Origin of the sequence: Brevundimonas sp. NPDC092305, from assembly GCF_044755415.1 — a bacterium.
In the GTDB taxonomy this organism is placed as follows: domain Bacteria; phylum Pseudomonadota; class Alphaproteobacteria; order Caulobacterales; family Caulobacteraceae; genus Brevundimonas.
This window is the reverse complement of sequence record NZ_JBIVQY010000002.1, coordinates 462,245-487,596: the sequence shown is the minus strand read 5'-3', so window position 1 is coordinate 487,596 and position 25,352 is coordinate 462,245. Positions and strand designations below refer to the sequence as shown.

Genomic DNA, 25,352 nt, shown 5'->3' with positions numbered 1-25,352 from the left:
TCCGGGTCGAGAAGGCTCAGCGGGCCTCGACGCGAACCTCGGCCCGAATCGAATTGGCGATGTAGCAGGCCTCGTGCGCCCGGTGGTGCAGGTCGTCCAGCGTCGCCTTATCCGGATCCGTTCCGGTGAAGACGACGAGAGGCCTCAGCCTGACCAGAACGATCGCCGTGCGGCCGCGATCGTCCTTGTCCATCACGGCGACCGCCTCGTCCGTATAGCGATCGACGATCAGCCCGGCGCGGGCCGCGAAATCGAGGAAGAACAACATGTGACAACTGGACACCGAGGCCACCAGGGCTTCCTCCGGATCGACCGCGGCTGCGTCCGACATCGGCAGGGGCACACTGGACGGCGCGGACGATCCCCGGACCACCGCGCCGCCATCGAAGCGCCAGTCGTGGGCGCGGCAGTAGCGCCTGTCCGAGAACGACTGGTCGCCCCGGACCCAGTCCACCGTCGCGACATATTCGCTCATGACCGCTTCCCTGATGACCGAACCGTGTAGGCCGCTGCGGCGTCGAAGCCCAGCCTGCGCCTTGCTCGCGCCCGCAACCCGTCCTAATCCCCGGACATGGCCGCACCGCTGATCTGCCCGTCCATCCTCGCCAGCGACTTCGCCCGTCTGGGCGAGGAGGTCGCGGCGCTCGAAGCCGCCGGCGCCGACTGGATCCACGTCGATGTGATGGACGGCCACTTCGTGCCAAATATCACGCTCGGTCCGGACATCGTGAAGGCGATCAGGCCGCATACGACCCTGCCGTTCGATGTTCATCTGATGGTGGCGCCGGTCGACCCGTGGTTGGAGGCCTATCGCGACGCGGGCGCCGACATCCTGACCGTCCACCCGGAAAGCGGGCCGCATCTGCACCGGACGCTGGGCCGCATCCGCCAGTTGGGCGCAAAGGCGGGGGTCGTGCTGAATCCCGGCACGCCGCTGTCCATCCTTGAGGAGGTGGTCGACCTCGTCGATCTGGTGCTGCTGATGTCGGTCAACCCTGGCTTCGGGGGTCAGGCCTTTATCGAGACCACGCTGCGCAAGATTGAAAAGACCCGCGCCATTCTGGACGCCGCCGGATCGAAGGCGAACCTGCAGGTCGACGGCGGCGTGACCAGCGCCAACGCCGGGGCCTGTGTCGCGGCGGGCGCGGATGCGCTGGTCGCCGGCTCGTTCGTGTTCAAGGGCGGGCCGTCTGCCTACGCCTCGAACATCCAGGCGCTGAAGACGGCGGCCTGATGAGCCCGCTGGCCTTCACTCCGCCCGATCCGGAAACGCCGTCATCCGGCGCGATCCCCGGCCTGCGCGGCGCACCGATGCGGACGCCCGTACGCGGGGCAGGGGCCCAGGCCGGACCGGGCCTGTGGCCCGCCATCGCCGGCCGTGTCCTGACCCGCCAGCTCTGGATCGAGCTGTACGGCCTGCCCGGCTACACCCAGACCCTGAGGGGAGGTCGACCCACCGGTTTCGCCTCCACACCGCGGGATTTCCGTCCGGTCGATCCGGCCATGGGCAAGAGCGTGCTGGGCGGAAAGTTCGTGCTCGGCGGCGTCAGTCTCGAGGCGGCCGCGCCGGAAGACCCCTTCGATCGTCCCAGCCCGACGCGCGCCTTCGCCGTCGATCTGCACGCCTTCGCCTGGCTGCCGTCGCTGATGACGCAGGAGGAGCGCGGCGCCCGCGAGGCCCTGCGCCTGACTTTGGCCTGGTACGACGTCTTCCGGCGCTGGACGCCCTTCGCCTGGGACCCCGACATCCTCGCCCGCCGCGGCTTCAATCTCGCCTGCGCCGCGCGGCGGATGGGGCAGGTCGCGACCGAGGCGGAGCGTCTGCGTCTGGCCGATATTCTCGCCCGCCACGGGCGCCAGTTGCTGCGTCCGCCCGGCGGCGTCGCCACGCTGGCGGAGCGTCTTGTCGCCGCGGCGGTGGTTGGAAGCGCCCTGTCTGGCCGCCCCGGAGCCTCGATCCGCCGCCGGGCTCTGGGTCGGCTGTCCGCCGCCCTGCATCGCGCGGTGGGTGATGACGGCGCCCATGCCTCCCGCTCGCCCGAAGCCGGGCTGGAGCTCCTGCTCGACCTGCTGACGCTTGAGGACGGCCTGTCCCAGTTGTCGGAGACTCCGCCCGAGTCGGTCCGGCGCGCCATCGGGCGACTCTCGGGCGCGCTGCGGCTGCATGTCCTGCCGGACGGACGGCTGACGACGATGCAGGGCGGGGGACCCTCGACGGTCGAACGGGTCTCCGCCGCCCGGGTCGATGAGCCCGCGACCGACGAGGCGCCCGGGACCCTCGGCGGTCTGGTCCGCATCCACAGCCCCTTGCTGACGATTATCGCCGACGCTGCCCCGCCGGCGCGCGCCGCATGGTCAGGTTCGGCCTGCGCCCAGCCGATCGCGCTGGAAATAGTCTGCGGCAAGGATCGCCTGATCACCGGCTGCGGCTGGACGTCGCGCGCCTCCGAAAGACAGGGGCTGCGCCTGCCCGCCGGTCACTCGACGCTGGCGCTGGGCGAGACGCCGCCGGCCGAGCCGCTGGGCGGCTGGAAGGCCGAGTTGTTGGGCCCGCGCCTGATCGGACGACCTCTCCACGTCACGGCCGATCGCCGCGACGGCGAAGGCGCGGTCTGGCTGGAGATCGAGCACGACGGCTGGGTCCACGACCTGGGCCTGCTGCACCAGCGCCGCCTCTATCTGGATCAGAGACTGGATGAGCTGCGGGCCGAGGAGCGTCTGCATCCGGCCAGCGACGCCCGCGATACGGTTCGCGCCATCGCCGCCCCCTATGCGGTCAGGTTCCAGCTGGAGCCCGGGGTACAGGCCTCGCTCGCCCGCGACCGGCGCTCGATCCTGTTGCGCGGCCATTCGGGACGCGGCTGGTGGTTCCGCACCGACGGGCCCGATGTCGCCATCGAGCCCTCGGTCCACGTCGAGGACGGCCTGACCCGGCGGTCGCTGCAGATCGTCGTGCGCGGTTCGGCCCGCACGGACTCCGAGACGAAGATTCGGTGGAAACTGAGCCCGGCCGGCGCGAGCGGCGATCCGACGTGACAAGGCGGCCTGCGACGCCTTGAGCGGGGACCGTCTCGCGACCATCTGAACGCTGCCGCGTTACCCGATTGCACGACAGGATTTTCGATGAGCCTCGCCGACCCGACCGCCCTGCCTGACGACCTGATCAAGGAAGGCTCCGACGCCGCCTTCATCAAGGATGTGGTCGAGGCGTCGAAGACCCAGCCGGTGCTGGTCGACTTCTGGGCGACCTGGTGCGGGCCGTGCCGGACCCTGACGCCGATGATCGAAAAGGCCGTCCGCGCCGCGGGCGGGGCGGTGAAGCTGGTCAAGATCGACGTCGACAAGAACCCGGCGTATGCGGGCCAGTTGCGGGTCCAGTCGATCCCCACCGTCTACGCCTTCGTCAACGGCCAGCCGGTCGACGGCTTTCAGGGCGCGGTGCCCGAGAGCCAGCTGAAGGCCTTTATCGACAAGCTGACCGGCGGCGCGTCCGGCAACTCCGACGTCGAGCAGCTGCTGGAGCTGGGCAACGAAAGTCTGTCGCTGAACGACCTCGGCGGCGCGGCCCAGGCCTTTGCGCAGGTGCTGACGCTGGAACCCGGGAATGAACCCGCCATCGCCGGCATGGCCCGGGTCTATCTGGCCGACGGCGACGCCGATCAGGCCCGCCAGACCATCGCCATGGCCCCGCAGGACTCCCGCGACCCCGACGTCCAGTCCATCCGCGCCCAGCTGTCCTTGGCTTCCACGGCGCCCGCCGGTGAACACAGCGAGCTGGAGGCGAAGGTCGCCGCGGACCCGTCCGATCATCAGGCCCGCTTCGATCTGGCCGGGGCGCTCGCCTCGTCCGGCGACCTGAAGGGTGCGGTCGATCATCTGCTGAAGATCGTCGCCGCCGACCGCGAGTGGAACGAACAGGCGGCGCGCAAGCAACTGCTCACCGTGTTCGAGGCGGCGGGCGGGGCGTCCGATGTCGCCAAGGACGGCCGGCGTCGCCTCTCCTCCATCCTGTTCGCCTGAGGATCACGCGGTGGCCCAAAGCTATATCAAGGCCGCCGATCTGCCGCAGGTGATCCCTGTATTTCCGCTGCCCGGCGCGATCCTTCTGCCGCGCGGTCAGCTGCCGCTGAACATTTTCGAGCCGCGCTATCTGAACATGATCGACGACGCCATGGCCGGCGACCGGATCATCGGCATGATCCAGCCGTCGGGCGGGCCGTCCGGCCTGCCGCGCCTTTCGCCGATCGGATGCGCGGGGCGGATAACGGCTTTCGCCGAAACCTCGGACGGACGCTATCTGATCACCCTGACCGGCTGCGCCCGCTTTCGCATCAAGGCCGAGCTGCCCAGCCAGACCCCCTATCGTCAGGTCCGCGCCGAATTCGCGCCGTTCGAAAGCGACCTGACCGCCCCCCGATCACAGGACGAAGGTCTGGACCGCGAAGGCCTGTTCGATGCCCTGAGGGCCTATCTGGAAACGCGCGGTCTGGACCTGGACTGGGACACGGCCGAAGGCGCGCCGCCTGAAGCGCTGGTCAACAGCCTGTCCATGGCCCTGCCGTTCGAGCCCGCGGAGAAGCAGGCCCTGCTCGAAGCGCCCGACCTCGACGCCCGCGCCGCCGTCCTGACCGCCCTGATGCGGATCGACGCCGCCGATGTCAGCGACGGCGACGCGCCGGGGATGCAGTAGCGCCCGGGCGGCCGGGCGGTTAGAACCCTCCCATGTCCGACGCCTTCAACACTCCGTCCTCCGTCGATCCGCGCCTGCTTGAGGTGCTGGTCTGCCCGGTGACGCGCGGCAAACTGGACTATGATCGCGAGCGGCAGGAGCTGGTTTCACAGGGCGCGAAGCTGGCCTATCCGATCCGCGACGGCGTGCCGATCATGCTGCCGGAAGAGGCGCGCCAGCTCGACTGACGCTCAGACCGCTTCGCCTTTCAGCAGGCGCGGCAGATCCCCTTGCCCCCCACCAGCCACCTGCATGAAAGCCCGGCGCAGGGGACCGACCCGATTTACCGCAGCGATGCCCAGATCGCGCGCCAGCCGCACCGGCGGGGCGTCGTTCGAGAACAGGCGCACGAAGCCGTCGAAGCCCGCCGCCAGCATCGTGTTGTCGAACCGTCGCCAGCGGGCGTAGCGGTCCAGCACGATCTCCGACCCGATATCCTCGCCCAGCCGCATGGCCTCGATCAGCACCTCGGCCAGAGCGGCGGCGTCCTTCAGCCCCATGTTCAGCCCCTGTCCCGCCACCGGATGGACGGCATGGGCCGCATCTCCGATCAGGGCGGTGCGGGGCGCGGTCAACTGCTCGGCGAGCTGCAGGGACAACGGATAGACGAAGCGCGGTCCCACTACCGTGACGTCGTCGAGAAACTCGCCGAACCGACGCATCAGATGGGCGTGAAACGCCGCCTCCGACGCTGTCTTCAAGGCTTCGGCCCGCCGCGTCGTCTCGGTCCAGACCAGACTGGCGCGCTGTTCCGTCAGCGGCAGGATGGCGAAGGGGCCGGCGGGCAGGAAATACTCGTGGGCGACGTTACCGTGGTCGCGACCCAGACCCACCGTCGCCACCACGCCGGACTGGCCGTAACCCCACCCGAGGGTGTCGATGCCCGCCGCCTTGCGGACCAGCGACCCCCGGCCCTCGGCCCCGACCACGACGGCCGCCTCCAGAACCGCGCCGTCGGCCAGCGTGACGCGGCTGACGCCCGGACCGGTATCGACCGCCGCAACGGCCGTTGGCGCCCGGACCTCAATACCCGCCGCCGTGATCGCCTCCGCCAGTGCGGCCCGGATGCGGCGGTTCTCGACCAGATATCCCAGCGGCTCGCCGTTCGTCCGATCGCCGATCTCGTCCGCGTCGAAACGCAGGAAGGCGGACGAGGCCGCCCGCGACGCCGCGCCGGGCCGTCGGCCATCGGTGACGAGGATGCGGTCCATCCGGCAGGCGTGCGGCCTCAGCCCCTCGCCTACGCCCAACGCGTCCAGCATCCGGAAGGTCGAGAACGCGATCGCGGTCGAACGTCCGTCGAAGGTCGGGGCCAGCTGGGCGCTGAACGGCTGGGGATCCACCAGCACCACCCGCAAGCCGCCCTGCGCCGCCGCCAGCGCGAACGTGGCCCCGGCCATGCCGGCCCCGGCGATAACGATGTCGTAGCGGTCGGACGCGTTCATGCACCGCTTTTCGCGCGCCTGCCTCACGGCGTCCATAGAGGCCGGCGCCGCAGCTCTTTTCCGGTGCGGTAAACAGGCCCTTAACCCTGATGGCGCGAGATGGAGGCTCGAACCCTTCCGTCCGGAGACCCCCTTCGCATGTCCGCCGCCCTCGCTCTCGGCAAACAGGCCTGGATCAGCGCCCGCGTCCTGTGGGACGCGCCGTTCGTGGTGCGGTTCCGGGGCGTGCTGCAGGCGCTGCTGGCGGCGCTGCTGGTGGCCGCGCTGGCGTCGTGGAATCCGGCCGATCCCAGCCTGAACGTCGCCTCGGGTCTGGCCGCGACTAACTGGCTGGGGGCGAACGGCGCCCTGTTCGCCGACCTGTTCATGCAGTCGCTGGGGCTGGCGGCCTGGCCCGCGGCCCTGCTGCTGATCGCCTTCGGTCTGGCCCGCGCCATCGGCGACGCCTTGCAGCAGCGTCTGAAGCCCACGCCGCTGAAGGCGCTGTCGGCGACGGCGGGCGTGCTGGCGCTGGCCGCCGGCCTGTCCTCCCTCGCGCCGCCCGCTGCGTGGCCGCTGGCTTCGGGTCTGGGCGGTCTGTGGGGCGAGGCCGTGGTCGGCCTGATCCGCATGACCTGCGACGCCCTTCGCATTCCCGGCGCGCCGATCATCGCCGGCGTTCTGTTCCTGCCGCTGGCGCTCTGGGCGATCGGCTACGCCATCGGGCTGCGCGTCTCCGACCTCGGCGAGGGTCTGGCCTGGGCCGGCGGCGCACGCCGCAAGCCCGTTCGCGCCGGAGGCGGGCGTCAGGCGATCGAGCGCCCGGCCCCACGCCCGCGACCGGCCCCCGAACCCGAAGACCTGCCGGAGACCTACCCCGCCGTCGCCCGCGACATGGCGGACGCGCCGCCTTGGGACGAGCCCGAACCCGGCCATGCGCCCGAACCGGCGCGAGCCGAGACCGAGCCCCGCGTCGCAGCCGCCAAGGCTCCGAAGGCGTCAAAACGCGAGATCGACGACAGCCAGGCCGCCTTTGACTTCGCCAAACCCACGGGCGGTTTCGACCTGCCCCCATTGGGCATGCTGACCAAGCCCGCCAAGCGTGTCGCCTCGGTCGACGAGGAGGCGCTGAAGCAGAACGCCAAGATGCTGGAGGGCGTGCTGCAGGAGTTCGGCGTCCGCGGCGTCATCGACCAGATCCGCCCCGGTCCGGTCGTCACCCTGTACGAGCTGGTGCCCGCGCCGGGCGTGAAGCACGGCCGCGTCGTCGCGCTGGCCGACGACATCGCCCGCTCCATGTCCGCCCGCGCCTGCCGCATCAGCGTGGTTCAGGGCCGTAACGCCATCGGCATCGAGCTGCCCAATGTGAAGCGCGAGACCGTTTATCTGCGCGACCTGCTGGCCTCGACCGAATACGACAAGCCCGCCCACCTGCTGCCGCTCGCGCTGGGCGAGACCATCGGCGGTGAGCCCTATGTCGCCGATCTTGCGCGAATGCCCCACCTGCTGATCGCCGGCACGACCGGCTCGGGCAAGTCGGTCGGGGTCAACGCGATGATCCTGTCGATCCTGTACAAGCTGACGCCCGAACAGTGCCGCTTCATCATGATCGACCCGAAGATGCTGGAGCTCAGCGTCTATGACGGCATCCCGCACCTGCTGGCCCCGGTCGTCACCGATCCCAAAAAGGCCGTCGTCGCGCTGAAATGGACCGTGCGCGAGATGGAGGACCGGTATCGCCGGATGTCAAAGCTCGGCGTGCGCAATATCGCCAGCTACAACGACCGCGCCCGGGAGGCCCAGGCCAAGGGCGAGCATTTCGAGCGCACCGTCCAGACCGGTTTCGACGAACAGGGCCGCCCGATCTACGAATCCGAGAAGATCCGCCCCGAACCCATGCCCTATCTGGTCGTGGTCATGGACGAAATGGCCGACCTGATGCTGGTGGCCGGCAAGGATGTCGAGGGTGCGGTCCAGCGCCTGGCCCAGATGGCCCGCGCCGCCGGCATCCATCTGATCATGGCGACCCAGCGACCGTCAGTCGACGTCATCACCGGCACCATCAAGGCCAACTTCCCGACCCGGATCTCCTTCCAGGTCACCTCCAAGATCGACAGCCGCACCATCCTTGGCGAACAGGGCGGCGAGCAGCTGCTGGGTCAGGGCGACATGCTCTACATGGCCGGCGGCGGCCGCATCACCCGCTTGCACGGCCCGTTCGTGGAGGATCAGGAGGTCGAGGCTGTTTGCAGGCATCTGAAGGCTCAGGCCGAGCCCGAATACCTCGACCTGATCACCGACGATCCGGACGGAGACGGCGACGCAGCCAGCTTCGACGAGGGCGGCGGCGGATCCGGCGACGACCTCTACGACCGCGCCGTCGCCGTGGTCACCCGTGACCGCAAGGCCTCGACCAGCTACGTCCAGCGCCGCCTGCAGATCGGCTACAACCGCGCCGCCTCCCTGATCGAGCGGATGGAGCAGGAAGGCGTGGTCTCTCCCGCCAACCACGCCGGCAAACGCGACGTTCTGGCCGGTCCGCCGCCGATGGTCTGATCTCTTCTGGAACCGCGGACGGATGAACAGCGCTTCATTCGGTCGCCGGAATATGGTCAGGCTTGGGCCATTTCCCGGTCAGATCGCTTCCGCATGACAGACAGACCGATCAACAGCGCTACGTTGGAGACGCCGTGACCGATTTCGATTCCCATCTTTCCCGCCGCGCCTTCGGCTTCGGCGCCGCCGCGCTCGGCGCGCTTGCCGCCCTGCCTGCCGCAGCCCAGAACGCCGCCCTTTCGGCAGAGGATCGCGCCGTCGTGGCGCAGGCGCAGGCCTATCTGCAGGGCCTCGCAGCAGCCCAGGGCACGTTCGTGGAAACCTCTGGCGCCGTGCGTCGTGAGGGCCGCTTCTATCTGCAGCGGCCCGGCAAGATGCGGTTCGAGTACACCAACCCGGCCGGCCTGCTGGTGGTGTCCGACGGCTCGAACGTCAAACGCTACGACCCGCGCCTGAACACCTTCCGTCAGGTGCCGCTGGGATCGACGCCGCTGGCGACCTTCCTCGCCAATAATGTCCGGCTGGACCGGGGCGTGGTCATTACGCGGGTGACCCGGATGCAGTCGGGCGCCTTCGCCATCACGGCGCGCAGCCAGTCGCGTCCCAACGACGGCTCGGCCATCCTCGCCTTCGCCGGCAGCCCGCTGCGTCTGCAGGAATGGACCATCACCGACGCCCAGGGCGTGCGCACCCGCACCCAGCTGACCACCATGCAGCCGGCATCAGGATTGGCCGCCAGCCTGTTCCAGTTGCGTGACCCTACCCAGCGGCCTCGCCGGAACTAGAAGAGACCCTCAACCAAAACGGGTTTGACTTTTTCTGCGCGTTGTGGTGTTTTCGCAACAGATCGGCGGGAGCTGGTCGACCGCCCTGGATTTCATCCCCTTCCTGGCGGCGAGAGAGAGACAAACTATCCATCGCCCGGCCGCCCGCGGCCGGGCGTTTCTTTGTCTTGCTTAGGGGCGCTATCGCTCGCCGCACGGCGGCTCGCTGCCTGAGCGCGAGGGATCACGCGCGACTGCGGGGATTGCATGGCGGCGCGGCACGTCCCCCGCTAAGACCGCGCCATGCTTCGCATCGCCACCTGGAACATCAACTCCGTTCGCCTGCGCATAGATCAGGTCAGCCGCTTCGTCGCCGAAAGCGGAACCGACGTCCTGTGCCTGCAGGAGATCAAATGCCTCGAGGACCAGTTCCCCCGCGCCGCGTTCGAGGCCATGGGCCTGCCCCACCTGAAGATCGGCGGCCAGAAAGGCTGGCACGGCGTGGCCATCGCCAGCCGCAAGCCGATCACCGAGGCGCCGAAGCTGGACGTCTGCCGCGAGGGCCATGCCCGCTGCGTCGGCGTGGTCGTGGACGGGGTCGAGGTGCAGAACTTCTACATCCCCGCAGGCGGCGACATTCCTGACCGGGCGGTGAATCCGAAATTCGATCACAAGCTGGATTTCTACGAGCGGCTGACCGCCAACATGGCCGCACGCGACCGCCAACGCCCGCTGGTGCTGGCGGGGGACTTCAACATCGCGCCCGGCGAGAACGACGTCTGGAACCACCGCTATATGTCGAAGGTGGTCAGCCACACGCCGATCGAGGTCGAGATCCTGCGCCGCCTGCAGGACGCCGGCGACTTCTCCGACGTGCTGCGCGACCAGATCCCCGAGCCGACCAGGCTGGCCAGCTGGTGGAGCTATCGCGCCGCCGATTTCCGCAAATCAAACAGGGGCCTGCGTCTGGACCACCTGTGGACCTCGCCAGGCCTTGGCGGCGCCGTCGTCGCCGGCTCGGCGCGCATTCATGACGATGTCCGGGCATGGGAACAACCCAGCGACCACGCCCCGGTGACGATGGATCTGGCGCTCTAGAACGGGAAGAAGATCGGGATGGCGACCATGGCCGCCGCCCATGTGACCAGATTCAGCGGTACGCCCACGCGGACGAAATCCATGTAGCTGTACCCGGCCATCTGGAAGACGAGCACATTGGTCTGATAGCCGAAGGGCGTGGCGAACGCCGCCGACGCCGCCATCATGACCGCGACCAGAAACGGTCGCGGATCGACGCCGAGACTTTCCGCGAGCGCCACGGCCACAGGCGTGATCAGCACCGCCACGGTGGCATTCGACAGAAGCTCGGTCGCGAACAGGGTCACGCCATAGAAGATGATCAGCGCGCCGAACGGACCGAGCGGTCGGATCACATCGATCAGTCCCGTAGCGCCCGCCGCCGCCAGACCGGTAACCTCGATAGCCATGCCGACCACCACCATTCCGGCGATCAGCAACAGGATTTCAGGGCGCAGCCCCGCATAGGCCTCGTCCGCCGTGATCACCCGGCAGAGGATGAGCAGAACCGCGCCGGCGAACGCCGCCGCCGCGATGGGTGCGATTCCCAACGCCGCGACCAGTATCACCCCGAGAAAGACAGTGATCGACGCCGCTGCCTGTGGGACACGCAGGGGCCTGTCCGCGCCCTGCTCATACAGATCAACGTCGCCCAGAACGCCATCCCCGGACCCGTCCGGCGTACTTCGCCCCTCGCCAAAGCGAAAGAAGCCGGAAAGCCAGTTTGATCGCGGCTTCGTGTCGACGCGCTGAGCCCGGGCCTCGGCCAGCTTTCGCCGCCGGATCATCACCTCCTCAAATCGCGCGGGTCGATCCAGTTGTCGGGCGCCGACGAAGTAAAGGTAGAGACCGCCGCTCAGCGCGATGACGAGGCCGACTCCCGTGATGTCGAACAGGCCGAAAACGGGCTGGCCGGCGTTTCGGGCCATGTCGTTGACCAACAGGTTGGTGGACGTCCCGATCAAGGTCAAAAGCCCGCCCAACACGACCACATAGCTGAGCGGCATCAGAAATCTTTTGGGCGAGAGGTCGAGCGCGGTCGCCATATCCCGGACGACCGGCGCGGCCAGAACCACGACCGGCGTGTTGTTCAGAAAGCCGCCGACCGAACCGCAGACGGCTATGACCAGCCAGATCGCCTGGGAGCCCAGAACACGGGTCAGGCCTTGCGCCTTTCGGATCAGCCAGGCGAGAAGTCCGGAAATCTCGATGGCGTAGGCGATCACGAAAAGACCCGCCAGAGCGATGACGGCAGGGCTCGCAAATGCGCCCTGAACCTCCACGGGTCGCACAACGCCAAGCATCAGCAGGACCGCCGCGCCGGTGAGGGCCACGACGTCCGCCCTCAAGCGTCCATGCACCAATGCGGCGATGACTGCGGCGAGCACCGCCAAGGCGGCAATCTGGTCGAAATTCATGAACCCCCTGCGCTCCGGAACGCTTTAGCCTTCGATCACCTAGCGGGCGTCGGGAGGCGACGGTTCCATGAAGAAGACACTGGCGAGCCTTTGCGTGTACGCGTCTCTCGCTGCTGCCGGGTGCGAACGCGAGACGGCGCCGCAGACGCCGTCCGCCCCGACTCCCGCTCCTGCGCCATCTCCTGTAGCGCCGACCGCATTGTCCCGCACCGAACTTGTCGCGGCATTAGCTCTCGCGGCGTCCGCTCACGCCGCCGGCGCGTCGGACGCCGCAGCTCCCGCCTTGGCAGGGCGGCCATTTTCCCTGCGCCTTCCGTTCGGCTGCTTCGGTCCAGTGGGCGCAGGCGCGTCGCCGACGGCGGTCGCTCTCGCCGGAGATGGTCTCGCCAGCTGGCGATGGTCAGAGGATCGGCGGAGCCAGATCCTGTCCCTTCGCCCCGTGGACTGGACCCGATCGTCCCTGCTCGGCGTCAGCGGAGACCCGATGTGGGATCGGGCGGACGGCTACTGGATCGCGCGCCCATGGCTGGCGTCGGACGATTGTCCTGCCGCGAGCCCTTCCACCACATCCAGTCCGACGGTCGAAAGCGGAAATCAGGGGGCCTCGCCGCCAATTGAGGCACAGATCGGGGCGCCGAACGCGGCGGCCTCACCCTTCACCGCCGGTCTGGCGGCGATCCAGACCGCGGAGGGCTCGCGTCTTGGCCGTCGGGCGGGCGAACCCTACAGTTTCACCGTTCGGGGCATCGACAAAACGCCGCCGGCGGCCCCGACGGCAGGATATCGCCTTGTTCTCGAAGGTCGGATCGGGACGTTCCCGGATGGGAAGGCGGTGCGATGCTCGGCAACCAATCCCAATCGGCGCCCGACCTGCATTGTCGCCGTCGCCCTGGACAGCATCCGGTTCGAAACCGCCGCCGGCGCGCGCCTCAGCGAGTGGCGTCCGACCTAAGGCTGCAGCCGGTACCCGCCCGCATCCGTGAGCAGCAGCCTCGCCTGACCCGGCTCCGGCTCGACCTTCTGCCGCAGTCGGTAGATGTGGGTTTCCAGCGTGTGGGTCGTGACCCCGGCGTTGTAGCCCCAGACCTCGGTCAGCAGCTCCTCGCGCGACACAGCCTTGGCGCCGGCGCGATAGAGGTACTTGAGGATGTTGGTTTCCTTCTCCGTCAGCCGGATCTTCTTGCCCTTGTCGTCGACCAGCACCTTGGCGGCGGGACGGAACTCATAGGGCCCGACACGGAAGACGGCGTCCTCGGACTGTTCGTGGCTGCGCAGCTGGGCGCGGATTCGGGCCAGCAGGACCGCGAAACGGAAGGGCTTGGTGACATAGTCGTTCGCCCCGGCGTCCAGGCCCAGCACCATGTCGGCGTCCGAATCCTGACCCGTCAGCATGATGATCGGGGTGGAGACCCCGTCCTTGCGCAACAGGCGGCAGGCCTCGCGGCCGTCCATGTCCGGCAGGTCCACGTCCAGCAGGATCAGGTCCGCCCGCGTCTCGCGCCCCAGACGCACCCCTTCCGTAGCCGTCGAGGCCTGCACCGGGCGGAAGGCCTCGTGCAGCGCCAACTGCTCGGCCAGCGCCTCGCGCAGGTCGTTGTCGTCGTCGATGATGAGGATCGTCTTGGGCGTCGGCATGGGCTCTAGAATGGCGAGGCTTGGCGGGTTCGCCAAGCTTTAGGACGCGGGAATGACGTTTCGTTCCCCGAACAACGCCGATCCGACACGCACATGGGTGGCGCCGAAGCGGATCGCGACGTCGTAATCGCCGCTCATGCCCATCGAAAGCACGTCCAGCCCGTTACGTCGCGCGATCTTTCGCAGCAGGGCGAAATGCGGGCCCGGCGCCTCGTCGGCCGGCGGGATGCACATTAGCCCTTCCACGATCAGACCCAGCGCGCGCGCCCGGGCGATCAGGGCGTCGACGTCCCGCGGCGCCACGCCGGCCTTTTGCTCCTCCTCGCCGGTGTTGACCTGAACCAGCACCCTCACCGGCTTCCCGGTTTTTTCCGCCGCCCTGGCGAGCGCCTCGGCCAGTTTCGGCCGGTCGAGCGTCTCGATGACGTCGAACAGGGCGAGCGCTTCCTCGACCTTGTTGGTCTGCAGCGGCCCGATCAGGCGCAACTCGAGATCAGGACGTCCCGCACGACGCCGGTTCCATCGCCCCTGCGCCTCCTGCACCCGGTTTTCGCCGAACACGCGCAGACCGGTCTCCAGCGCCGCGTCGATCGCCTCGGGCGGCTGTGTCTTGCTGACGGCCGTCAGAACCACGGGATCGGCCCGGCCCGCGACCCGTGCCGCCTTCGCAATCCGGCGTCGCACCGTGTCGACGCGCGCGGCGACATCGCTGGACGACAGGGTCGGATCGGGAGAAGAGGAGGCCATGGAGCGTTCAGACGCCGAAATCCTGTGGGAGGTCGCCAGCGTCCTATCCCGCGACGCCGCCAAAGTCAGCCACGGGCGCGCGCTGCCGCCGCTCCTGTTCTTCACCGACCCCGTCCGCACGCCCCGGCCATGGGAAGTCGCGGCGCGGCTGCCGGCCGGCTCCGGCGTCGTGTACCGGGCGTTCGGTGCGACCGACGCCCGCGAGACCGCCCTGCGCCTGCGGGAGGCGACACAAGGGCGGGTGACGCTTCTGGTCGGGCTGGATGGAGAACTGGCGCAGGCCTGCCACGCCGACGGCCTGCACTTGCCCGAACGGGCGCTGGATCGGGCTGCAGCCTTGAGGGCCGCCCATCCCGGCTGGCTTCTGACCGGGGCCGTCCACGGTCGGCAAGTCCTGTCAAAGGCGTCGGAACTGGATGCGGCCGTCCTGTCTCCAGTCTTCCCGGCCGGGGGCGCGTCGGCGGATCGCCCGGAACTGGGCGTCGAGGTGTTCTCGGATCTGGTTGGCCGCGCGCCCTGCCCGGTCTATGCACTGGGCGGGATAAACGCCCGGAATGCAGCCGGCCTCATCGGGTCGCACGCATGCGGAATCGCCGCGATCGGCTCGATCCAGTCGGCGTTCGGAGCAGATTAGAAACGGAAGATCGATTCCAGACGGAACCGCGGGGTCGAGCGGCGGTCGGTCTGGGGGGCGCGAGCCGGATCGGCCTCAGGCTCGGCCAGACCGGCGGCGGCGCCGACGCGAAGGCGCGGATTGACGCGGTAGTAGGCGCCAGCCTCGACATCGCCCAGCTCGCTTTCGCGGCCGACGGGCTGGTTCATGTTGAGGTCAAGACCCCAGCGGCCGCGTTCGGTGAAGCGCAGGCGCGACTGGCCTTGCGGCGTCGCGGCGCGGGCGGCCTGGGCGTCGGAGAGAGAAACGGCGGGCGTGCGGCCACGGGCGGTCTGGGCCGAAGCCACGTCGGCGATCGCGAGGAGCGAAAGCCCCGCGGCCAGTCCAGCGATGACGGCGCCTGTGCGCATATCCAACCCTTTTCGCCGCGACGAGCGTCCCGTCGCGATCACTGACAGCAGATAGGCGCCGCCGAACAACCCGGTCAACCGAACGGCCCCGCTAGAGGCCGGTTCCGTACGACTCAACGGCCTGATGTGTCCCCCGCGTCACGGACTCTGTCCGATTTCAGACACCGCGCCGCCGTTTACCATCGGGTCCGCAATGACTTCGCCTTGTCATCGCCCCTTTTCGCCGTGTTATAGAGCGTCGCTTCGGCGTGGAACCGGGATCGGTCCGCGCCCGCGCGTGTGCGGAAAGGTCCGCGCATGTTCCGATCGAATGGAGTTTCTGGATGGTGCTGGTTCGTGGCGCGACGATCGCCCTGATCGCCTCGGGTCTGGTGCTGGGCGCCTGCTCGGCCCAACGTCCCTTCGGACCGACCGTCGGCGACGTGTTCGGAAACGGCGAGACGATCGGCAAGGCCCGCACGGCGCCCGGCACAGGCATCGGCGTCAACGCCTTCCTGTGGCGCGCGACCCTCGACACCCTGTCGTTCATGCCACTGGCCAATGCTGATCCGTGGGGCGGCGTCATCAACTACGACTGGTACGTCAACCCGGAAACGCCGAACGAGCGCTTCAAGGCGACCGTCTTCATCCTCGACACCCGCCTGCGCGCCGACGCCCTGAACGTCACCGTGACCAAGGAAACGCGCGATGCGACCGGCGGCTGGGTTGCGGCCCCGGTGGCCGCCCAGACCGAGACCGATCTGGAAAACGCCATCCTGACCAAGGCGCGCCAGCTTAATCTCCAGAACGCCGGCTAACCCTCTCTCACGATCACAGCCTCCTTCAGGCGCGCCCTCAAGGAGCGATGCCTGAAGGATTCCCGTGGCCCGTTACGAGCCCAAGACCGCCGAACCCCGCCAGCAGGCCCGCTGGGCGGAGGCTGACGCCTTTCGCGCACCCACCGAGGCGACCGGCAAGCCGAAATACTATGTGCTGGAGATGTTTCCCTATCCGTCGGGCAACATCCACATGGGTCACGCCCGCAATTATGTGATGGGCGACGTGGTGGCGCGCTCGAAGCGGGCGCAGGGCTTTGACGTGCTGCATCCCATGGGCTGGGACGCCTTCGGCTTGCCGGCCGAGAACGCCGCCATCGAGCGGGGAATCCACCCCGGAGACTGGACCTGGTCCAACATCGCCGCCATGCGCGACCAGCTGAAGCTGCTGGGTCTGTCGCTGGACTGGAGCCGCGAATTCGCCACCTGCGACCCGGCCTACTACGGCAAGCAGCAGGCGTGGTTCCTCGAGCTGTTCAAGCGGGGCTTGGTTTATCGCAAGGACTCGGTCGTCAACTGGGATCCGGTCGACAACACCGTTCTGGCCAATGAGCAGGTGGTCGACGGCCGCGGCTGGCGCTCCGGCGCGCTGGTCGAGAAGCGGAAGCTGAACCAGTGGTTCCTGCGCATCACCGACTATGCTGACGATCTCATCGAAGGCCTGAAGACGCTTGAAGGCCGGTGGCCCGAGAAGGTCCGGCTGATGCAGGAGAACTGGATCGGCAAGAGCCGCGGCGCGACCCTGTGGTGGGACATCGTCGAAGCCCCGGACTTCCTGCCTTCGTCTCCGGACGGTCAGCCCGACCACGCGCGCGATCCGATCGAGGTCTATACGACCCGTCCTGACACCCTGTTCGGCGCCAGCTTCCTGGCGCTGTCGGCCGACCATCCGCTGACGAAGGCGATCGCGGGACATCGCCCTGACGTCGCCGCCTTCATCGAGACCTGCGCCCGCTCCGGCACCAGCGAGGCGGATATTGAGAAGGCCGACAAGCTGGGTGTCGATCTGGGCGTCCGCGTGCGTCATCCGTTTGATCCAGAGCGGACCGTGCCCGTGTGGGCGGCCAACTTCGTGCTGTCGACCTATGGCTCCGGCGCCATCTTCGGCTGCCCGGCGCACGACCAGCGCGATCTGGATTTCGCGCGCAAATACGCCCTGCCGGTCACTGCCGTGGTCAAGCCGGATGAGGCGGGAGAGGACTTCGAGGTGGCGAACGAGGCCTATGTCGGCCCCGGCCGCCTGTTCCACTCGGACTTTCTGAACGGCCTGTCGGTCGAGGACGCCAAGGCCGAGGCCATAGCCCGGATCGAGGCGGCCGGTCAGGGCAAGGGCGCAACCATCTATCGTCTGCGCGACTGGGGCGTCAGCCGCCAGCGGTACTGGGGTTGTCCCATACCCGTGATCCACTGCCCGTCGTGCGGCGCCGTGCCCGCAGATCAGTTGCCCGTCGAGCTGCCGAAAGACGTGACCTTCGACAAACCCGGCAATCCGCTGGACCGGCACCCGACATGGAAACACGTCAAATGCCCGTCGTGTCACGGGGATGCGACCCGCGAGACCGACACCCTCGACACCTTTGTCGACTCGAGCTGGTATTTCGCCCGCTTCGTCGATCCGACGGCCGCCGAGCCGATCAACGCCGAGGCTGCTGATCGCTGGCTGCCGGTCGATCAGTACATCGGCGGCGTCGAGCACGCCGTGCTGCACCTGCTCTACGCCCGCTTCATCAGCCGCGCCCTTTCGGACGCCGGCCTGATGAACGTGAAGGAGCCGTTCGCCGGGCTGTTCACCCAGGGCATGGTGGTCCACGAGACCTACCGCCGCGCGGACGGCGCTTGGGTCGAGCCGACCGATGTCGACCTGATCAACGACGGCGGCAAACGCTCGGCGCGCCAGCTGTCGACGGGCGAGACCCTGACCATCGGCGACATCGAGAAGATGTCGAAGTCGAAGAAGAACGTCGTGGCCCCGCAGGAGATCGTGGACAGCTACGGCGTCGACGCGGGCCGCCTTTTCGTCCTGTCCGACAGCCCGCCCGAGCGCGACGTGCAATGGACCCCGGGCGGCGTCGAGGGCGCCAGCCGCTTCGTCCAGCGCGTCTGGACCGAGGTCGACGGCTTTGATCCGGCCCCTGCGGGCGATGAAGCCGCGAACGCCTCGCTGGTTCGCGAGACGCATAAGGCGATCAAGGCCGTGACCGAAGGCGTCGCCGGCTTCCGCTTCAACTCCGCCATTGCCAAGCTGTATGGGTTCGTCGCGACCATCCGCGACCACGACAAGGCGGGCGGCGCCGCCAAACGCGACGCGCTTCTCGCCCTGCTGGGTCTTGTCGCCCCCTTCACCCCGCACCTCGCCGAAGAAGGCTGGACGCGGCTGGGTCAGGAGGGGATGATCCTCGACGCGCCCTGGCCGGTGTTCGATCCGGCGCTGGCGGCCGACGACGAGGTGACCCTGCCCATTCAGGTCAACGGCAAGCGCCGCGGCGAAATCCGTGTCGCCCGGGGACTCGAGCCGGCCGAGGTGGAAGCCATCGTCATGGCCGATCCGGAGGTTCAGGCGCGGCTGGAGGGACTGACCGTGCGCAAGATCGTCGTCGTCAAGGATCGCATCGTCAATGTGGTGGCCGCCTGATGCGCGCCGCCGCCCTCGGGCTTGTCGCGCTGATGGGACTGTCAGGTTGCGGTTTCACGCCGATGTACGGCGACGCCGGCGCGGGCGGCGCCCTGTCCCGCATCGCCGTAACCGCGCAGGACGACCGTCTCGGCTATCGCGTGCGGGAGCAGCTTGAGGACGCGCTCGGCCGCGATGGCGCGCAGGCGCCGCTCTACCGTCTCGAGACGGTGATCGAACAATCGCGCCGTCCCTTGGGCCGCCGGATCGACGATACAGCGACCCGCTACGAGCTGACGGTGCGCGGAGCCTGGACCCTGACGCCGCTTTCGGGGGCGACACCGCCGCTGACCGGCGTCGAGACCGTCACCACCACCTACGCCGCCGCCGACCAGCCCTACGCCGCCATCGCCGCCCAGCAGGATGGCGAGGAGCGCGCCGCCGCCGAGCTGGCCCGCCTGATCCGGCTCGACCTGCTTCAGGCGCTCGCCCGGCCGTGATCCTCTCCAAGCGCCCCGAGATCGAGCGCTTTCTGAAAAGCCCGGACAAGGGCGTTCGCGCGGCCGTCATTCACGGCAAGGACCGTTCCGGCGTCGCCGAGCGGGCCGAGGTGCTGTGCAAGGCGATCACGCCCGACCTGAACGACCCTTTCAACGTCACCGTCCTGACCGACAGCGACATCGACGGCGACGAGATGCGGCTGGAGGAATCCCTGACGGCGCTGAGCATGATCGGCGGCCGGCGCCTCGTGCGCATCCGCCTGTCGGCCGAGAAGGCGTCGATCGACAAGATGCTGGCGCAGGCGTTGAAAACCCACGCGGAAGGCGGCTTCAACCCCGACTGCATGCTGGTGATCGAGGCCGGGGCCTTGGGTCGCGACTCCGCCCTGCGCAAGGCGGCCGAGGCCGACAAGGCCGCCGTCGGCATCGTCTGCTACGAGGACGAGACCGGCGACGTGGCGCGCATGACGCGTGAAGCGCTGGCCGGCGACAAGGTCGGCCTGACGCAGGACGCGCTGGACCGCTTCGTCGCCCGCCTGCCCCGCGAACGCGGGCTGATGCGTCAGGAGATCGAGCGGCTGGCCCTCTACATCGGTCCCGGAAGCGGCCGGACGATCGATGCCGACGCGCTCGACGCCTTTCTCGGCGTGGAGCCGGACGCCTCGCTTAAGGACGCCGCCCTGCAGGCCTTCGGCGGCCGCCCCGCCCCGGCGCAGGCCGGTCTGCGCCGCGCCTTCGCCGAAGGGGAATCGCCTGTCATGGCGGTGAGACAGGCGTCGATCCATCTCGGTCGTCTGCGCCGGATCAATGTGCTGCAAGCCAACGGCGCGGGCGCCAAGGAGGCTGCCAAGGCCGCCGGGGTCTTCTGGAAGCAGGAGGCGGAGATGCTGCGTCAGGCCCGTAGCTGGCGGCTGGACGACCTCGATCGCGTTCTGGACAGCATCAACGCGGCCGACATCGCCTCGAAGACGACCGGCTCGCCGGATCAGCTGATCGCCGAACGTCTACTGCTGGAAATCTCCAGTCGCGCCAGACGAATGGGGCTCTAGCCCCGTTTCGACGCCTTGCGGAAGGCGGGCTTGGCCAACGCAACGTTGCGCGCCTTCTGGGCCTTCTCCTCCGCCCGCGCCGCGCCCTGCATGCCGACGTGGGAGGGTCCGCCCCCTGCCTTCTTGGCGGCGAGGGCCTTCTTCATGGCTTCGGCGGTCGGATTGCTGGGCTTGTCGGTCATGGGGTCAGTCTGACACGCGCCGTCGCGCCAGCCAAACGGTCGCCTCGCCTTTCGCATAGTCGCCCACGACGTGGTCGATCACATCGAACCCGCCGGCTCCCAGACCCTCGCGATAGTCCGCCGTCGACAGGCTGGCGTGATAGAGCGGCTCTCCCCGCCAGTCGCCGATCTGCTCGCCGTCTTCGTCCCCCGAGGTGAACATGAGTACGCCGCCCGGCCTGACATGACGCGCGAACACGGTGAACAACGCACGTTGATCCGGTTGGCTGAGATGAAAACTGCTGTGCCAGGCGATCAGGCCGTCGAACGTCCGGTCCAGCGTCAGCTCGCGCATGTCAGCGACCCGCCAGTCCTGCTCCGGGAACCGGGCGCGACAAAGATCGATCAGACCCGGCGAGGCGTCGACGCCCGTCACCCGACGACCTCGGGCGATAATATAGGCCGCGATTGGCTCGCCGGACCCGCAGCCGAGATCCAGCACGGTTCCCGTCGGCGGGACATGGGCCAGAAAGGCGTCCAGCCAAGGGCGTTCGGACAGGCCTCGCCCGCGATCGGCGTCGAACTCCGCGGCCCGGCGGCTGTAGAGATCGATGATCCCCTCGGCCGCCGACGCCATCTCAGCCCCGCATCAGGCGGCGGCACAGGTCGTCCAGCTGCTCAAGCGTGCCATAGCGGATGGTGATTTCGCCCTTGCCGCCCTTGTCCGCGAGCTGGACCTTGAGGCCCAGCGCGTCGGCCAGATCCTGTTCCAGGGCGGCGGCGTCGGCCGAGCCCTCGCCCGATGCACCGGTAACTCGGGCCTTCGCCGGCCTCGGCCCTTCGGCGGAGCGGCGCGCCAGCGCCTCGGCCTGACGGACGTTCAGGCCGTCCTTGACGATCTGTTCGGCCAGCTCCCCGGGGTTCGGGGCGGTGATCAGGGCGCGGGCGTGACCGGCGCTGATCTTGCCGTTCCGCACGTACCACAGCACGTCCTCGGGCAATTGCAGCAGGCGCAGGGTGTTCGCCACATGGCTGCGGCTCTTGCCGACCACGCCGGCCACCTGATCCTGCGTCCGGCCAAACCGGTCCATCAGGGCGCGATAGGCGTCGGCCTCCTCCAGCGGGGTCAGGTCGGCGCGCTGGACGTTCTCGATGATCGCGACCTCGAACACCTCGACGTCGTCCATCTCACGCACAACGATCGGCACCTCGGTCAGGCGCGCGAGCTGGGACGCTCGCCAACGCCGTTCGCCGGCGATGATCTGCCAGACGCCGTCGTCCCGGGGGTGAGACCGGACCAGAATCGGCTGAAGCACGCCCTTGTCGCGAATGGAGGTGGACAGCTCTTCCAGATCCTCCGGGCCGAAAATCTTTCGCGGCTGATCCGGGTTGGGCTTGAGGCTTTCGATCGGAACCACACGCACGCCGGCGGGTGCGTTCTGGCCGTCGATGGAGACGGTCTCGGCGGCCTGTTCGCTCAGAAGAGCCGAAAGCCCCCGGCCCAAACCTCTTTGACGTTCACTCAAGGTCTTGATTCCGTTCTTTTAATCATGCTCAAGCGGCCTGCAGCCGACGCGTCTTCTCGCGCGCGACCACTTCCCGCGCGAGACGGAGATAGGCCTGACTGCCCGCGCACTTCAGGTCGTAGATCAGGGCCGGCTTGCCAAAGGACGGCGCCTCGGAAACGCGGACGTTCCGCGGGATCACCGCATCGTACACCTTGTCCCCGAAGTGAGACCGCACATCCGCCGCCACCTGACCCGACAGGGCGTTACGGCGATCGTACATGGTCAGGACGAGGCCCTGAATTTCCAGCGAGGTGTTTAGGTTCTGACGCACCATCTCGATGGTCTTCATCAGCTGGGTCAGGCCCTCCAGCGCGAAGAACTCGCACTGAAGCGGCACCAGAACCGCATCCGCAGCCGCCATGGCGTTCAGCGTCAGCAGGTTGAGCGACGGTGGGCAGTCGATCAGCACATAGTCATAGCGAGCTGCGCCGTCCTTCCCCTGAAGCGCCAGAGCGTCTCTCAGGCGATAGGAGCGCCGGTCCTGCTGACTGAGCTCGATCTCGACGCCGGACATATCGGCGTCGGCCGGGATGATCCAAAGTCCGGGAACGGCGGTCTCCACGGCGGAATCGTCCACAGGCCTACCATCCACGATGACGTCGTAGATGGTCACGCGGCGTGTTTCACGTGGAACACCCAGACCCGTGGACGCATTGCCCTGTGGGTCCATATCGACGATCAAAACCTTTTCCCCAATCGCGGCCAAGGCCGTGCCGAGATTGATCGCCGTCGTCGTCTTGCCCACGCCGCCCTTCTGGTTCGACACCGCCAGAACGCGGGTTTTAGAGGTGTGGGACACGGCGGAGACTCCGGACGGATACAATGCGGCCTCTTGGATCGCTTCGGGACACACTGAGGGCGGCCTGAAATTGCCAGACCTTCCGCGCCTCCGCCACCTCACTCTCGGCCTTTTCACCCTTCAGGAACAGGCCGCCCGCCCCACGCTGTAGATAAGGCTGTGCATAGCCGAACAGCTTTTCCATCGGCGCCACCGCGCGGGCGGTGACAATATCGACGGTGATGGTCTGCGCCTCGGCACGCCCGTTGATCACCGTCGCCGGGAGCGCGAGCCGATCGACGACCTCTTCCAGAAAACGGCATCGCTTGCCAAGACTATCTATCAGCCAGACGTGAGCGCCAGGCCGCCCCTTCAGCAGGATCGCCAGGACGACGCCCGGGAAACCGGCCCCGGCGCCCAGATCCGCCCAAGTCTTCGCCTCGCGCGCCAAAGACAACAACTGGGCGGAATCCCACGCGTGCCGATTCCAGAAGTCCGGCAGGGTGTCGGGGCCCACCAGATTCATCACCGCATTCGCTTCCGTCAGCATCCCGAGGAAGGTCTCGAGATCGGGGATGGTTTGAGCGGATGCGCCCGTGAGAGACTGGAATTCCGCAGGCGTCACGCCGGAACCCGGGGCTTCTTCACGTGAGACAACAAGGCTGTGAGCGCCCCGGGGGTCATGCCCTCGATCCGGCCCGCCTGACCAAGGGTCATGGGCTGAACACGGCTGAGTTTCTCGCGGACCTCATTGGACAGGCCCCCGATCGCCGCATAGTCGAGGTCGAGCGGAAGGGCGAGCGCTTCCTCCCGGCGGAGAGCCTCGGCGTCCGCAGCCTGCCGATCCAGATAACCGGCGTAACCGGCATCGATCTCGACCTGCTCGCGCACCTGCTTCGACCACGATGCGATCTCGGGGCGCACGGACAGAAACCGGTCGAGCGTCACGTCGGGGAACGACAGAAGGTCCCGGATGGACCGTCTCTGACCGTCGGCGTTGACGTGGATGCCCAGCGCGCCGGCTTCCTTCGGGGTGAACTGCGTTTCACGTGAAACAACGGTCGCCTCGTCAAGCTCATGTGCTTTGACAGAGAACACCGCTGCACGCCGGGAGGAGACCACACCAACCGATGTGCCGAGCGATGTGAGTCGAAGATCGGCGTTGTCGGCTCTTAGCGTAAGCCGGTACTCGGCGCGGCTGGTGAACATCCGGTATGGCTCGGTCACACCCCGCGTCACGAGGTCATCGATCATCACGCCGATATAGGCTTGGTCCCGGCCGAAGATCACCGGGTCGGACCCTCCCGCAGCGCGGGCGGCGTTCAGTCCCGCAACGAGACCCTGCGCGCCCGCTTCTTCATACCCCGTCGTGCCATTGATCTGGCCGGCCAGATACAGGCCGGGCCGCTTCTTGACCTCAAGCGCCGGTGTCAGTTCACGAGGATCGACATAGTCGTATTCGATCGCATAGCCGAACCGGAACACCTCCACCTGCTCCAGCCCGACGATGGTGCGCAGGAAGGCGAGCTGTGTTGCATCGCCAACCGAGGTGGAAATGCCGTTCGGGTAGACGGTCGGGTCATCGAGACCTTCCGGCTCAAGGAAGATCTGGTGCGAGGTCTTGTCCGCGAACCGCACCACCTTGTCCTCGATGGAGGGGCAGTAGCGAGGACCGCGTCCGGACAGATGGCCGCCATAGACGGCGCTTTCGCCCAGATTTTCGGCGATGATCCGGTGCGTTTCCGAGTTGGTGTGGGTCACGCCGCATGCGATCTGCGGCGTGTCGATCCGGTCCGTCAGGAAACTGAACGGCACAGGGTCGCTGTCGGCCTGCTGCATCTCCAGCCGATCCCAACCGATCGTCCGTCCATCCAGACGCGCCGGGGTGCCGGTCTTCAGACGGCCGAGCATCAGCCCGGCGTCGTGGAGGTCGGCGGCCAGACCGGTTGAGGGGGCCTCGCCATGGCGCCCGGCCGGGATGCGTTGGTCGCCCTTGTGGATCACGCCGTTCAGGAAGGTGCCCGTCGTCAACACGACTGCGGCTGCGCGGATCTCGACGCCCTCGCCCGTAACCACGCCGATCACCCGCTCGCCGTCCAGCATCAGACGCTCGGCCGTGCCTGCCATCAGGGTCAGGTTCGGCGTATCCGCCAGCTCGGCCTGCATGGCCTCGCGGTACAGGCGGCGATCGATCTGGCTGCGGGGCCCACGCACGGCGGCGCCCTTGGAGCGATTCAGCAGGCGAAACTGGATACCGGCCTTGTCACCCAGCCGGCCCATAAGCCCGTCCAGCGCGTCGATTTCACGAACCAGATGGCCCTTGCCCAGACCGCCGATCGCCGGGTTGCAGCTCATCTCACCGATGGTTTCGAGCTTCTGGGTCAGCAGAAGCGTGGCCGCCCCGACGCGCGCTGAAGCGGCCGCAGCCTCACAGCCGGCGTGTCCGCCGCCGATTACAATGACATCGAACTGAACCATGGGAGGCGGGACATAGTCG

At 68.1% G+C, this 25,352-nt stretch carries 26 protein-coding genes; 14 read left to right on the top strand and 12 right to left on the bottom strand.

The window, feature by feature from the left end; genetic code table 11:
- Positions 1-16: 16 nt before the first annotated feature.
- A complete protein-coding gene (locus ACIQC9_RS12890) occupies positions 17-475 on the bottom strand; it encodes an OsmC family protein (protein WP_400616514.1) in 459 nt (152 codons plus the stop codon).
- Between the two features lie 96 nt (positions 476-571).
- On the opposite strand from ACIQC9_RS12890, the gene rpe reads away from it, so the two are divergent.
- The 5 genes from rpe (at position 572) to ACIQC9_RS12865 (ending at position 4,917) form a co-directional block, all read left to right on the top strand.
- Entirely contained in the window at positions 572-1,234 is a 663-nt protein-coding gene (rpe, locus tag ACIQC9_RS12885; protein WP_400616512.1) for a ribulose-phosphate 3-epimerase, read from the top strand.
- Positions 1,234-3,036: a heparinase II/III family protein gene (locus tag ACIQC9_RS12880; RefSeq protein WP_400616510.1), complete on the top strand. Its 1,803-nt coding sequence runs from the start codon at positions 1,234-1,236 to the stop codon at positions 3,034-3,036. Before rpe ends, ACIQC9_RS12880 begins: the two co-directional genes overlap by 1 nt.
- Positions 3,037-3,123: 87 nt before the next feature.
- Positions 3,124-4,020 (top strand): thioredoxin, encoded by an 897-nt coding sequence (gene trxA / locus ACIQC9_RS12875; RefSeq protein WP_400616508.1) that lies wholly within the window; start codon positions 3,124-3,126, stop codon positions 4,018-4,020.
- A 10-nt stretch (positions 4,021-4,030) separates the two neighbouring features.
- Positions 4,031-4,690, top strand: a complete 660-nt coding sequence (locus tag ACIQC9_RS12870) for an LON peptidase substrate-binding domain-containing protein (RefSeq protein WP_400616506.1) — start codon at positions 4,031-4,033, stop codon at positions 4,688-4,690.
- 32 nt (positions 4,691-4,722) lie between these two features.
- A complete protein-coding gene (locus ACIQC9_RS12865; RefSeq protein ID WP_400616503.1) occupies positions 4,723-4,917 on the top strand; it encodes a Trm112 family protein in 195 nt (64 codons plus the stop codon).
- Between the two features lie 3 nt (positions 4,918-4,920).
- Here the strand turns inward: ACIQC9_RS12865 and ACIQC9_RS12860 are convergent, their stop codons facing one another.
- Positions 4,921-6,174 (bottom strand): UbiH/UbiF/VisC/COQ6 family ubiquinone biosynthesis hydroxylase, encoded by a 1,254-nt coding sequence (locus ACIQC9_RS12860; RefSeq protein ID WP_400616501.1) that lies wholly within the window; start codon positions 6,172-6,174, stop codon positions 4,921-4,923.
- Between the two features lie 138 nt (positions 6,175-6,312).
- On the opposite strand from ACIQC9_RS12860, the gene ACIQC9_RS12855 reads away from it, so the two are divergent.
- The 3 genes from ACIQC9_RS12855 to ACIQC9_RS12845 all read left to right on the top strand — a co-directional run bounded on the left by ACIQC9_RS12855 (position 6,313) and on the right by ACIQC9_RS12845 (position 10,571).
- A complete protein-coding gene (locus ACIQC9_RS12855) occupies positions 6,313-8,709 on the top strand; it encodes a DNA translocase FtsK 4TM domain-containing protein (protein ID WP_400616499.1) in 2,397 nt (798 codons plus the stop codon).
- Positions 8,710-8,843: 134 nt separating this feature from the next.
- Positions 8,844-9,494, top strand: coding sequence for an outer membrane lipoprotein carrier protein LolA (locus ACIQC9_RS12850; RefSeq protein WP_400616497.1), 651 nt, complete (start codon positions 8,844-8,846; stop codon positions 9,492-9,494).
- Positions 9,495-9,776: 282 nt separating this feature from the next.
- A complete protein-coding gene (locus ACIQC9_RS12845) occupies positions 9,777-10,571 on the top strand; it encodes an exodeoxyribonuclease III (RefSeq protein WP_400616495.1) in 795 nt (264 codons plus the stop codon).
- Here the strand turns inward: ACIQC9_RS12845 and ACIQC9_RS12840 are convergent.
- Positions 10,568-11,968, bottom strand: a complete 1,401-nt coding sequence (locus tag ACIQC9_RS12840; RefSeq protein ID WP_400616493.1) for an SLC13 family permease — start codon at positions 11,966-11,968, stop codon at positions 10,568-10,570. The two genes, ACIQC9_RS12845 and ACIQC9_RS12840, sit on opposite strands and share 4 nt — an antisense overlap.
- Before the next feature lie 67 nt (positions 11,969-12,035).
- Here ACIQC9_RS12840 and ACIQC9_RS12835 point away from each other — a divergent pair, with 67 nt between their 5' ends.
- On the top strand, positions 12,036-12,920 hold the full coding sequence (locus ACIQC9_RS12835; protein WP_400616491.1) for a hypothetical protein: 885 nt from the start codon (positions 12,036-12,038) through the stop codon (positions 12,918-12,920).
- Here ACIQC9_RS12835 and ACIQC9_RS12830 read toward each other — a convergent pair.
- Positions 12,917-13,603 carry a response regulator transcription factor gene (locus tag ACIQC9_RS12830; protein ID WP_400616489.1) on the bottom strand — a complete coding sequence of 229 codons (687 nt, stop codon included), beginning with the start codon at positions 13,601-13,603 and terminating at the stop codon, positions 12,917-12,919. The genes ACIQC9_RS12835 and ACIQC9_RS12830 overlap by 4 nt on opposite strands.
- 39 nt (positions 13,604-13,642) lie before the next feature.
- Positions 13,643-14,350: a YggS family pyridoxal phosphate-dependent enzyme gene (locus ACIQC9_RS12825; RefSeq protein WP_400616486.1), complete on the bottom strand. Its 708-nt coding sequence runs from the start codon at positions 14,348-14,350 to the stop codon at positions 13,643-13,645.
- Here ACIQC9_RS12825 and ACIQC9_RS12820 point away from each other — a divergent pair.
- On the top strand, positions 14,349-14,984 hold the full coding sequence (locus ACIQC9_RS12820) for a thiamine phosphate synthase (protein WP_400616483.1): 636 nt from the start codon (positions 14,349-14,351) through the stop codon (positions 14,982-14,984). The genes ACIQC9_RS12825 and ACIQC9_RS12820 overlap by 2 nt on opposite strands.
- Here ACIQC9_RS12820 and ACIQC9_RS12815 read toward each other — a convergent pair.
- Entirely contained in the window at positions 14,981-15,373 is a 393-nt protein-coding gene (locus ACIQC9_RS12815) for an NtrZ family periplasmic regulatory protein (RefSeq protein ID WP_400616481.1), read from the bottom strand. The two genes, ACIQC9_RS12820 and ACIQC9_RS12815, sit on opposite strands and share 4 nt — an antisense overlap.
- Positions 15,374-15,696: 323 nt before the next feature.
- Here ACIQC9_RS12815 and ACIQC9_RS12810 point away from each other — a divergent pair, with 323 nt between their 5' ends.
- The 4 genes from ACIQC9_RS12810 (at position 15,697) to holA (ending at position 20,348) form a co-directional block, all read left to right on the top strand.
- Entirely contained in the window at positions 15,697-16,170 is a 474-nt protein-coding gene (locus ACIQC9_RS12810) for a DUF3576 domain-containing protein (RefSeq protein ID WP_400616478.1), read from the top strand.
- A gap of 64 nt (positions 16,171-16,234) precedes the next feature.
- Positions 16,235-18,820 carry a leucine--tRNA ligase gene (leuS, locus tag ACIQC9_RS12805; protein ID WP_400616475.1) on the top strand — a complete coding sequence of 862 codons (2,586 nt, stop codon included), beginning with the start codon at positions 16,235-16,237 and terminating at the stop codon, positions 18,818-18,820.
- The gene (gene lptE / locus ACIQC9_RS12800; RefSeq protein ID WP_400616473.1) at positions 18,820-19,299 is read left to right on the top strand and encodes an LPS assembly lipoprotein LptE; all 480 of its coding nucleotides are present in this window, start codon (positions 18,820-18,822) and stop codon (positions 19,297-19,299) included. Before leuS ends, lptE begins: the two co-directional genes overlap by 1 nt.
- Complete coding sequence (gene holA / locus ACIQC9_RS12795) at positions 19,296-20,348, top strand: DNA polymerase III subunit delta (RefSeq protein WP_400616471.1); 1,053 nt, start codon at positions 19,296-19,298, stop codon at positions 20,346-20,348. The genes lptE and holA overlap by 4 nt, the downstream gene beginning before the upstream one ends.
- Here holA and ACIQC9_RS12790 read toward each other — a convergent pair.
- Genes ACIQC9_RS12790 through mnmG form a run of 6 tightly spaced genes read right to left on the bottom strand, consistent with a single transcriptional unit; the run spans position 20,345 to position 25,333 of the window.
- Positions 20,345-20,530 (bottom strand): hypothetical protein, encoded by a 186-nt coding sequence (locus ACIQC9_RS12790; protein WP_400616469.1) that lies wholly within the window; start codon positions 20,528-20,530, stop codon positions 20,345-20,347. The two genes, holA and ACIQC9_RS12790, sit on opposite strands and share 4 nt — an antisense overlap.
- 4 nt (positions 20,531-20,534) lie before the next feature.
- A complete protein-coding gene (locus ACIQC9_RS12785; RefSeq protein WP_400616466.1) occupies positions 20,535-21,146 on the bottom strand; it encodes a class I SAM-dependent methyltransferase in 612 nt (203 codons plus the stop codon).
- A gap of 1 nt (position 21,147) precedes the next feature.
- Complete coding sequence (locus ACIQC9_RS12780; protein ID WP_400616464.1) at positions 21,148-22,035, bottom strand: ParB/RepB/Spo0J family partition protein; 888 nt, start codon at positions 22,033-22,035, stop codon at positions 21,148-21,150.
- A 28-nt stretch (positions 22,036-22,063) separates the two neighbouring features.
- On the bottom strand, positions 22,064-22,876 hold the full coding sequence (locus ACIQC9_RS12775) for a ParA family protein (RefSeq protein WP_400616461.1): 813 nt from the start codon (positions 22,874-22,876) through the stop codon (positions 22,064-22,066).
- Positions 22,860-23,480, bottom strand: coding sequence for a 16S rRNA (guanine(527)-N(7))-methyltransferase RsmG (gene rsmG, locus ACIQC9_RS12770; protein ID WP_400616460.1), 621 nt, complete (start codon positions 23,478-23,480; stop codon positions 22,860-22,862). The genes ACIQC9_RS12775 and rsmG overlap by 17 nt, the downstream gene beginning before the upstream one ends.
- The gene (mnmG, locus tag ACIQC9_RS12765) at positions 23,477-25,333 is read right to left on the bottom strand and encodes a tRNA uridine-5-carboxymethylaminomethyl(34) synthesis enzyme MnmG (protein ID WP_400616458.1); all 1,857 of its coding nucleotides are present in this window, start codon (positions 25,331-25,333) and stop codon (positions 23,477-23,479) included. Before mnmG ends, rsmG begins: the two co-directional genes overlap by 4 nt.
- Positions 25,334-25,352 lie beyond the last annotated feature (19 nt).

Coding starts and splice junctions, on each gene's coding strand:
- ACIQC9_RS12880 (WP_400616510.1), top strand. CDS start 1,234: ATGAGCCCGCTGGCCTTCACTCCGCCCGATCCGGAAACGCCGTCATCC.
- ACIQC9_RS12825 (WP_400616486.1), bottom strand. CDS start 14,350: ATGGCCTCCTCTTCTCCCGATCCGACCCTGTCGTCCAGCGATGTCGCC.
- ACIQC9_RS12815 (WP_400616481.1), bottom strand. CDS start 15,373: ATGCGCACAGGCGCCGTCATCGCTGGACTGGCCGCGGGGCTTTCGCTC.
- ACIQC9_RS12865 (WP_400616503.1), top strand. CDS start 4,723: ATGTCCGACGCCTTCAACACTCCGTCCTCCGTCGATCCGCGCCTGCTT.
- trxA (WP_400616508.1), top strand. CDS start 3,124: ATGAGCCTCGCCGACCCGACCGCCCTGCCTGACGACCTGATCAAGGAA.
- ACIQC9_RS12855 (WP_400616499.1), top strand. CDS start 6,313: ATGTCCGCCGCCCTCGCTCTCGGCAAACAGGCCTGGATCAGCGCCCGC.
- rpe (WP_400616512.1), top strand. CDS start 572: ATGGCCGCACCGCTGATCTGCCCGTCCATCCTCGCCAGCGACTTCGCC.
- ACIQC9_RS12790 (WP_400616469.1), bottom strand. CDS start 20,530: ATGACCGACAAGCCCAGCAATCCGACCGCCGAAGCCATGAAGAAGGCC.
- ACIQC9_RS12890 (WP_400616514.1), bottom strand. CDS start 475: ATGAGCGAATATGTCGCGACGGTGGACTGGGTCCGGGGCGACCAGTCG.
- ACIQC9_RS12830 (WP_400616489.1), bottom strand. CDS start 13,603: ATGCCGACGCCCAAGACGATCCTCATCATCGACGACGACAACGACCTG.
- ACIQC9_RS12820 (WP_400616483.1), top strand. CDS start 14,349: ATGGAGCGTTCAGACGCCGAAATCCTGTGGGAGGTCGCCAGCGTCCTA.
- ACIQC9_RS12845 (WP_400616495.1), top strand. CDS start 9,777: ATGCTTCGCATCGCCACCTGGAACATCAACTCCGTTCGCCTGCGCATA.
- ACIQC9_RS12860 (WP_400616501.1), bottom strand. CDS start 6,174: ATGAACGCGTCCGACCGCTACGACATCGTTATCGCCGGGGCCGGCATG.
- ACIQC9_RS12810 (WP_400616478.1), top strand. CDS start 15,697: ATGGTGCTGGTTCGTGGCGCGACGATCGCCCTGATCGCCTCGGGTCTG.
- lptE (WP_400616473.1), top strand. CDS start 18,820: ATGCGCGCCGCCGCCCTCGGGCTTGTCGCGCTGATGGGACTGTCAGGT.
- ACIQC9_RS12785 (WP_400616466.1), bottom strand. CDS start 21,146: ATGGCGTCGGCGGCCGAGGGGATCATCGATCTCTACAGCCGCCGGGCC.
- mnmG (WP_400616458.1), bottom strand. CDS start 25,333: ATGGTTCAGTTCGATGTCATTGTAATCGGCGGCGGACACGCCGGCTGT.
- ACIQC9_RS12840 (WP_400616493.1), bottom strand. CDS start 11,968: ATGAATTTCGACCAGATTGCCGCCTTGGCGGTGCTCGCCGCAGTCATC.
- ACIQC9_RS12835 (WP_400616491.1), top strand. CDS start 12,036: ATGAAGAAGACACTGGCGAGCCTTTGCGTGTACGCGTCTCTCGCTGCT.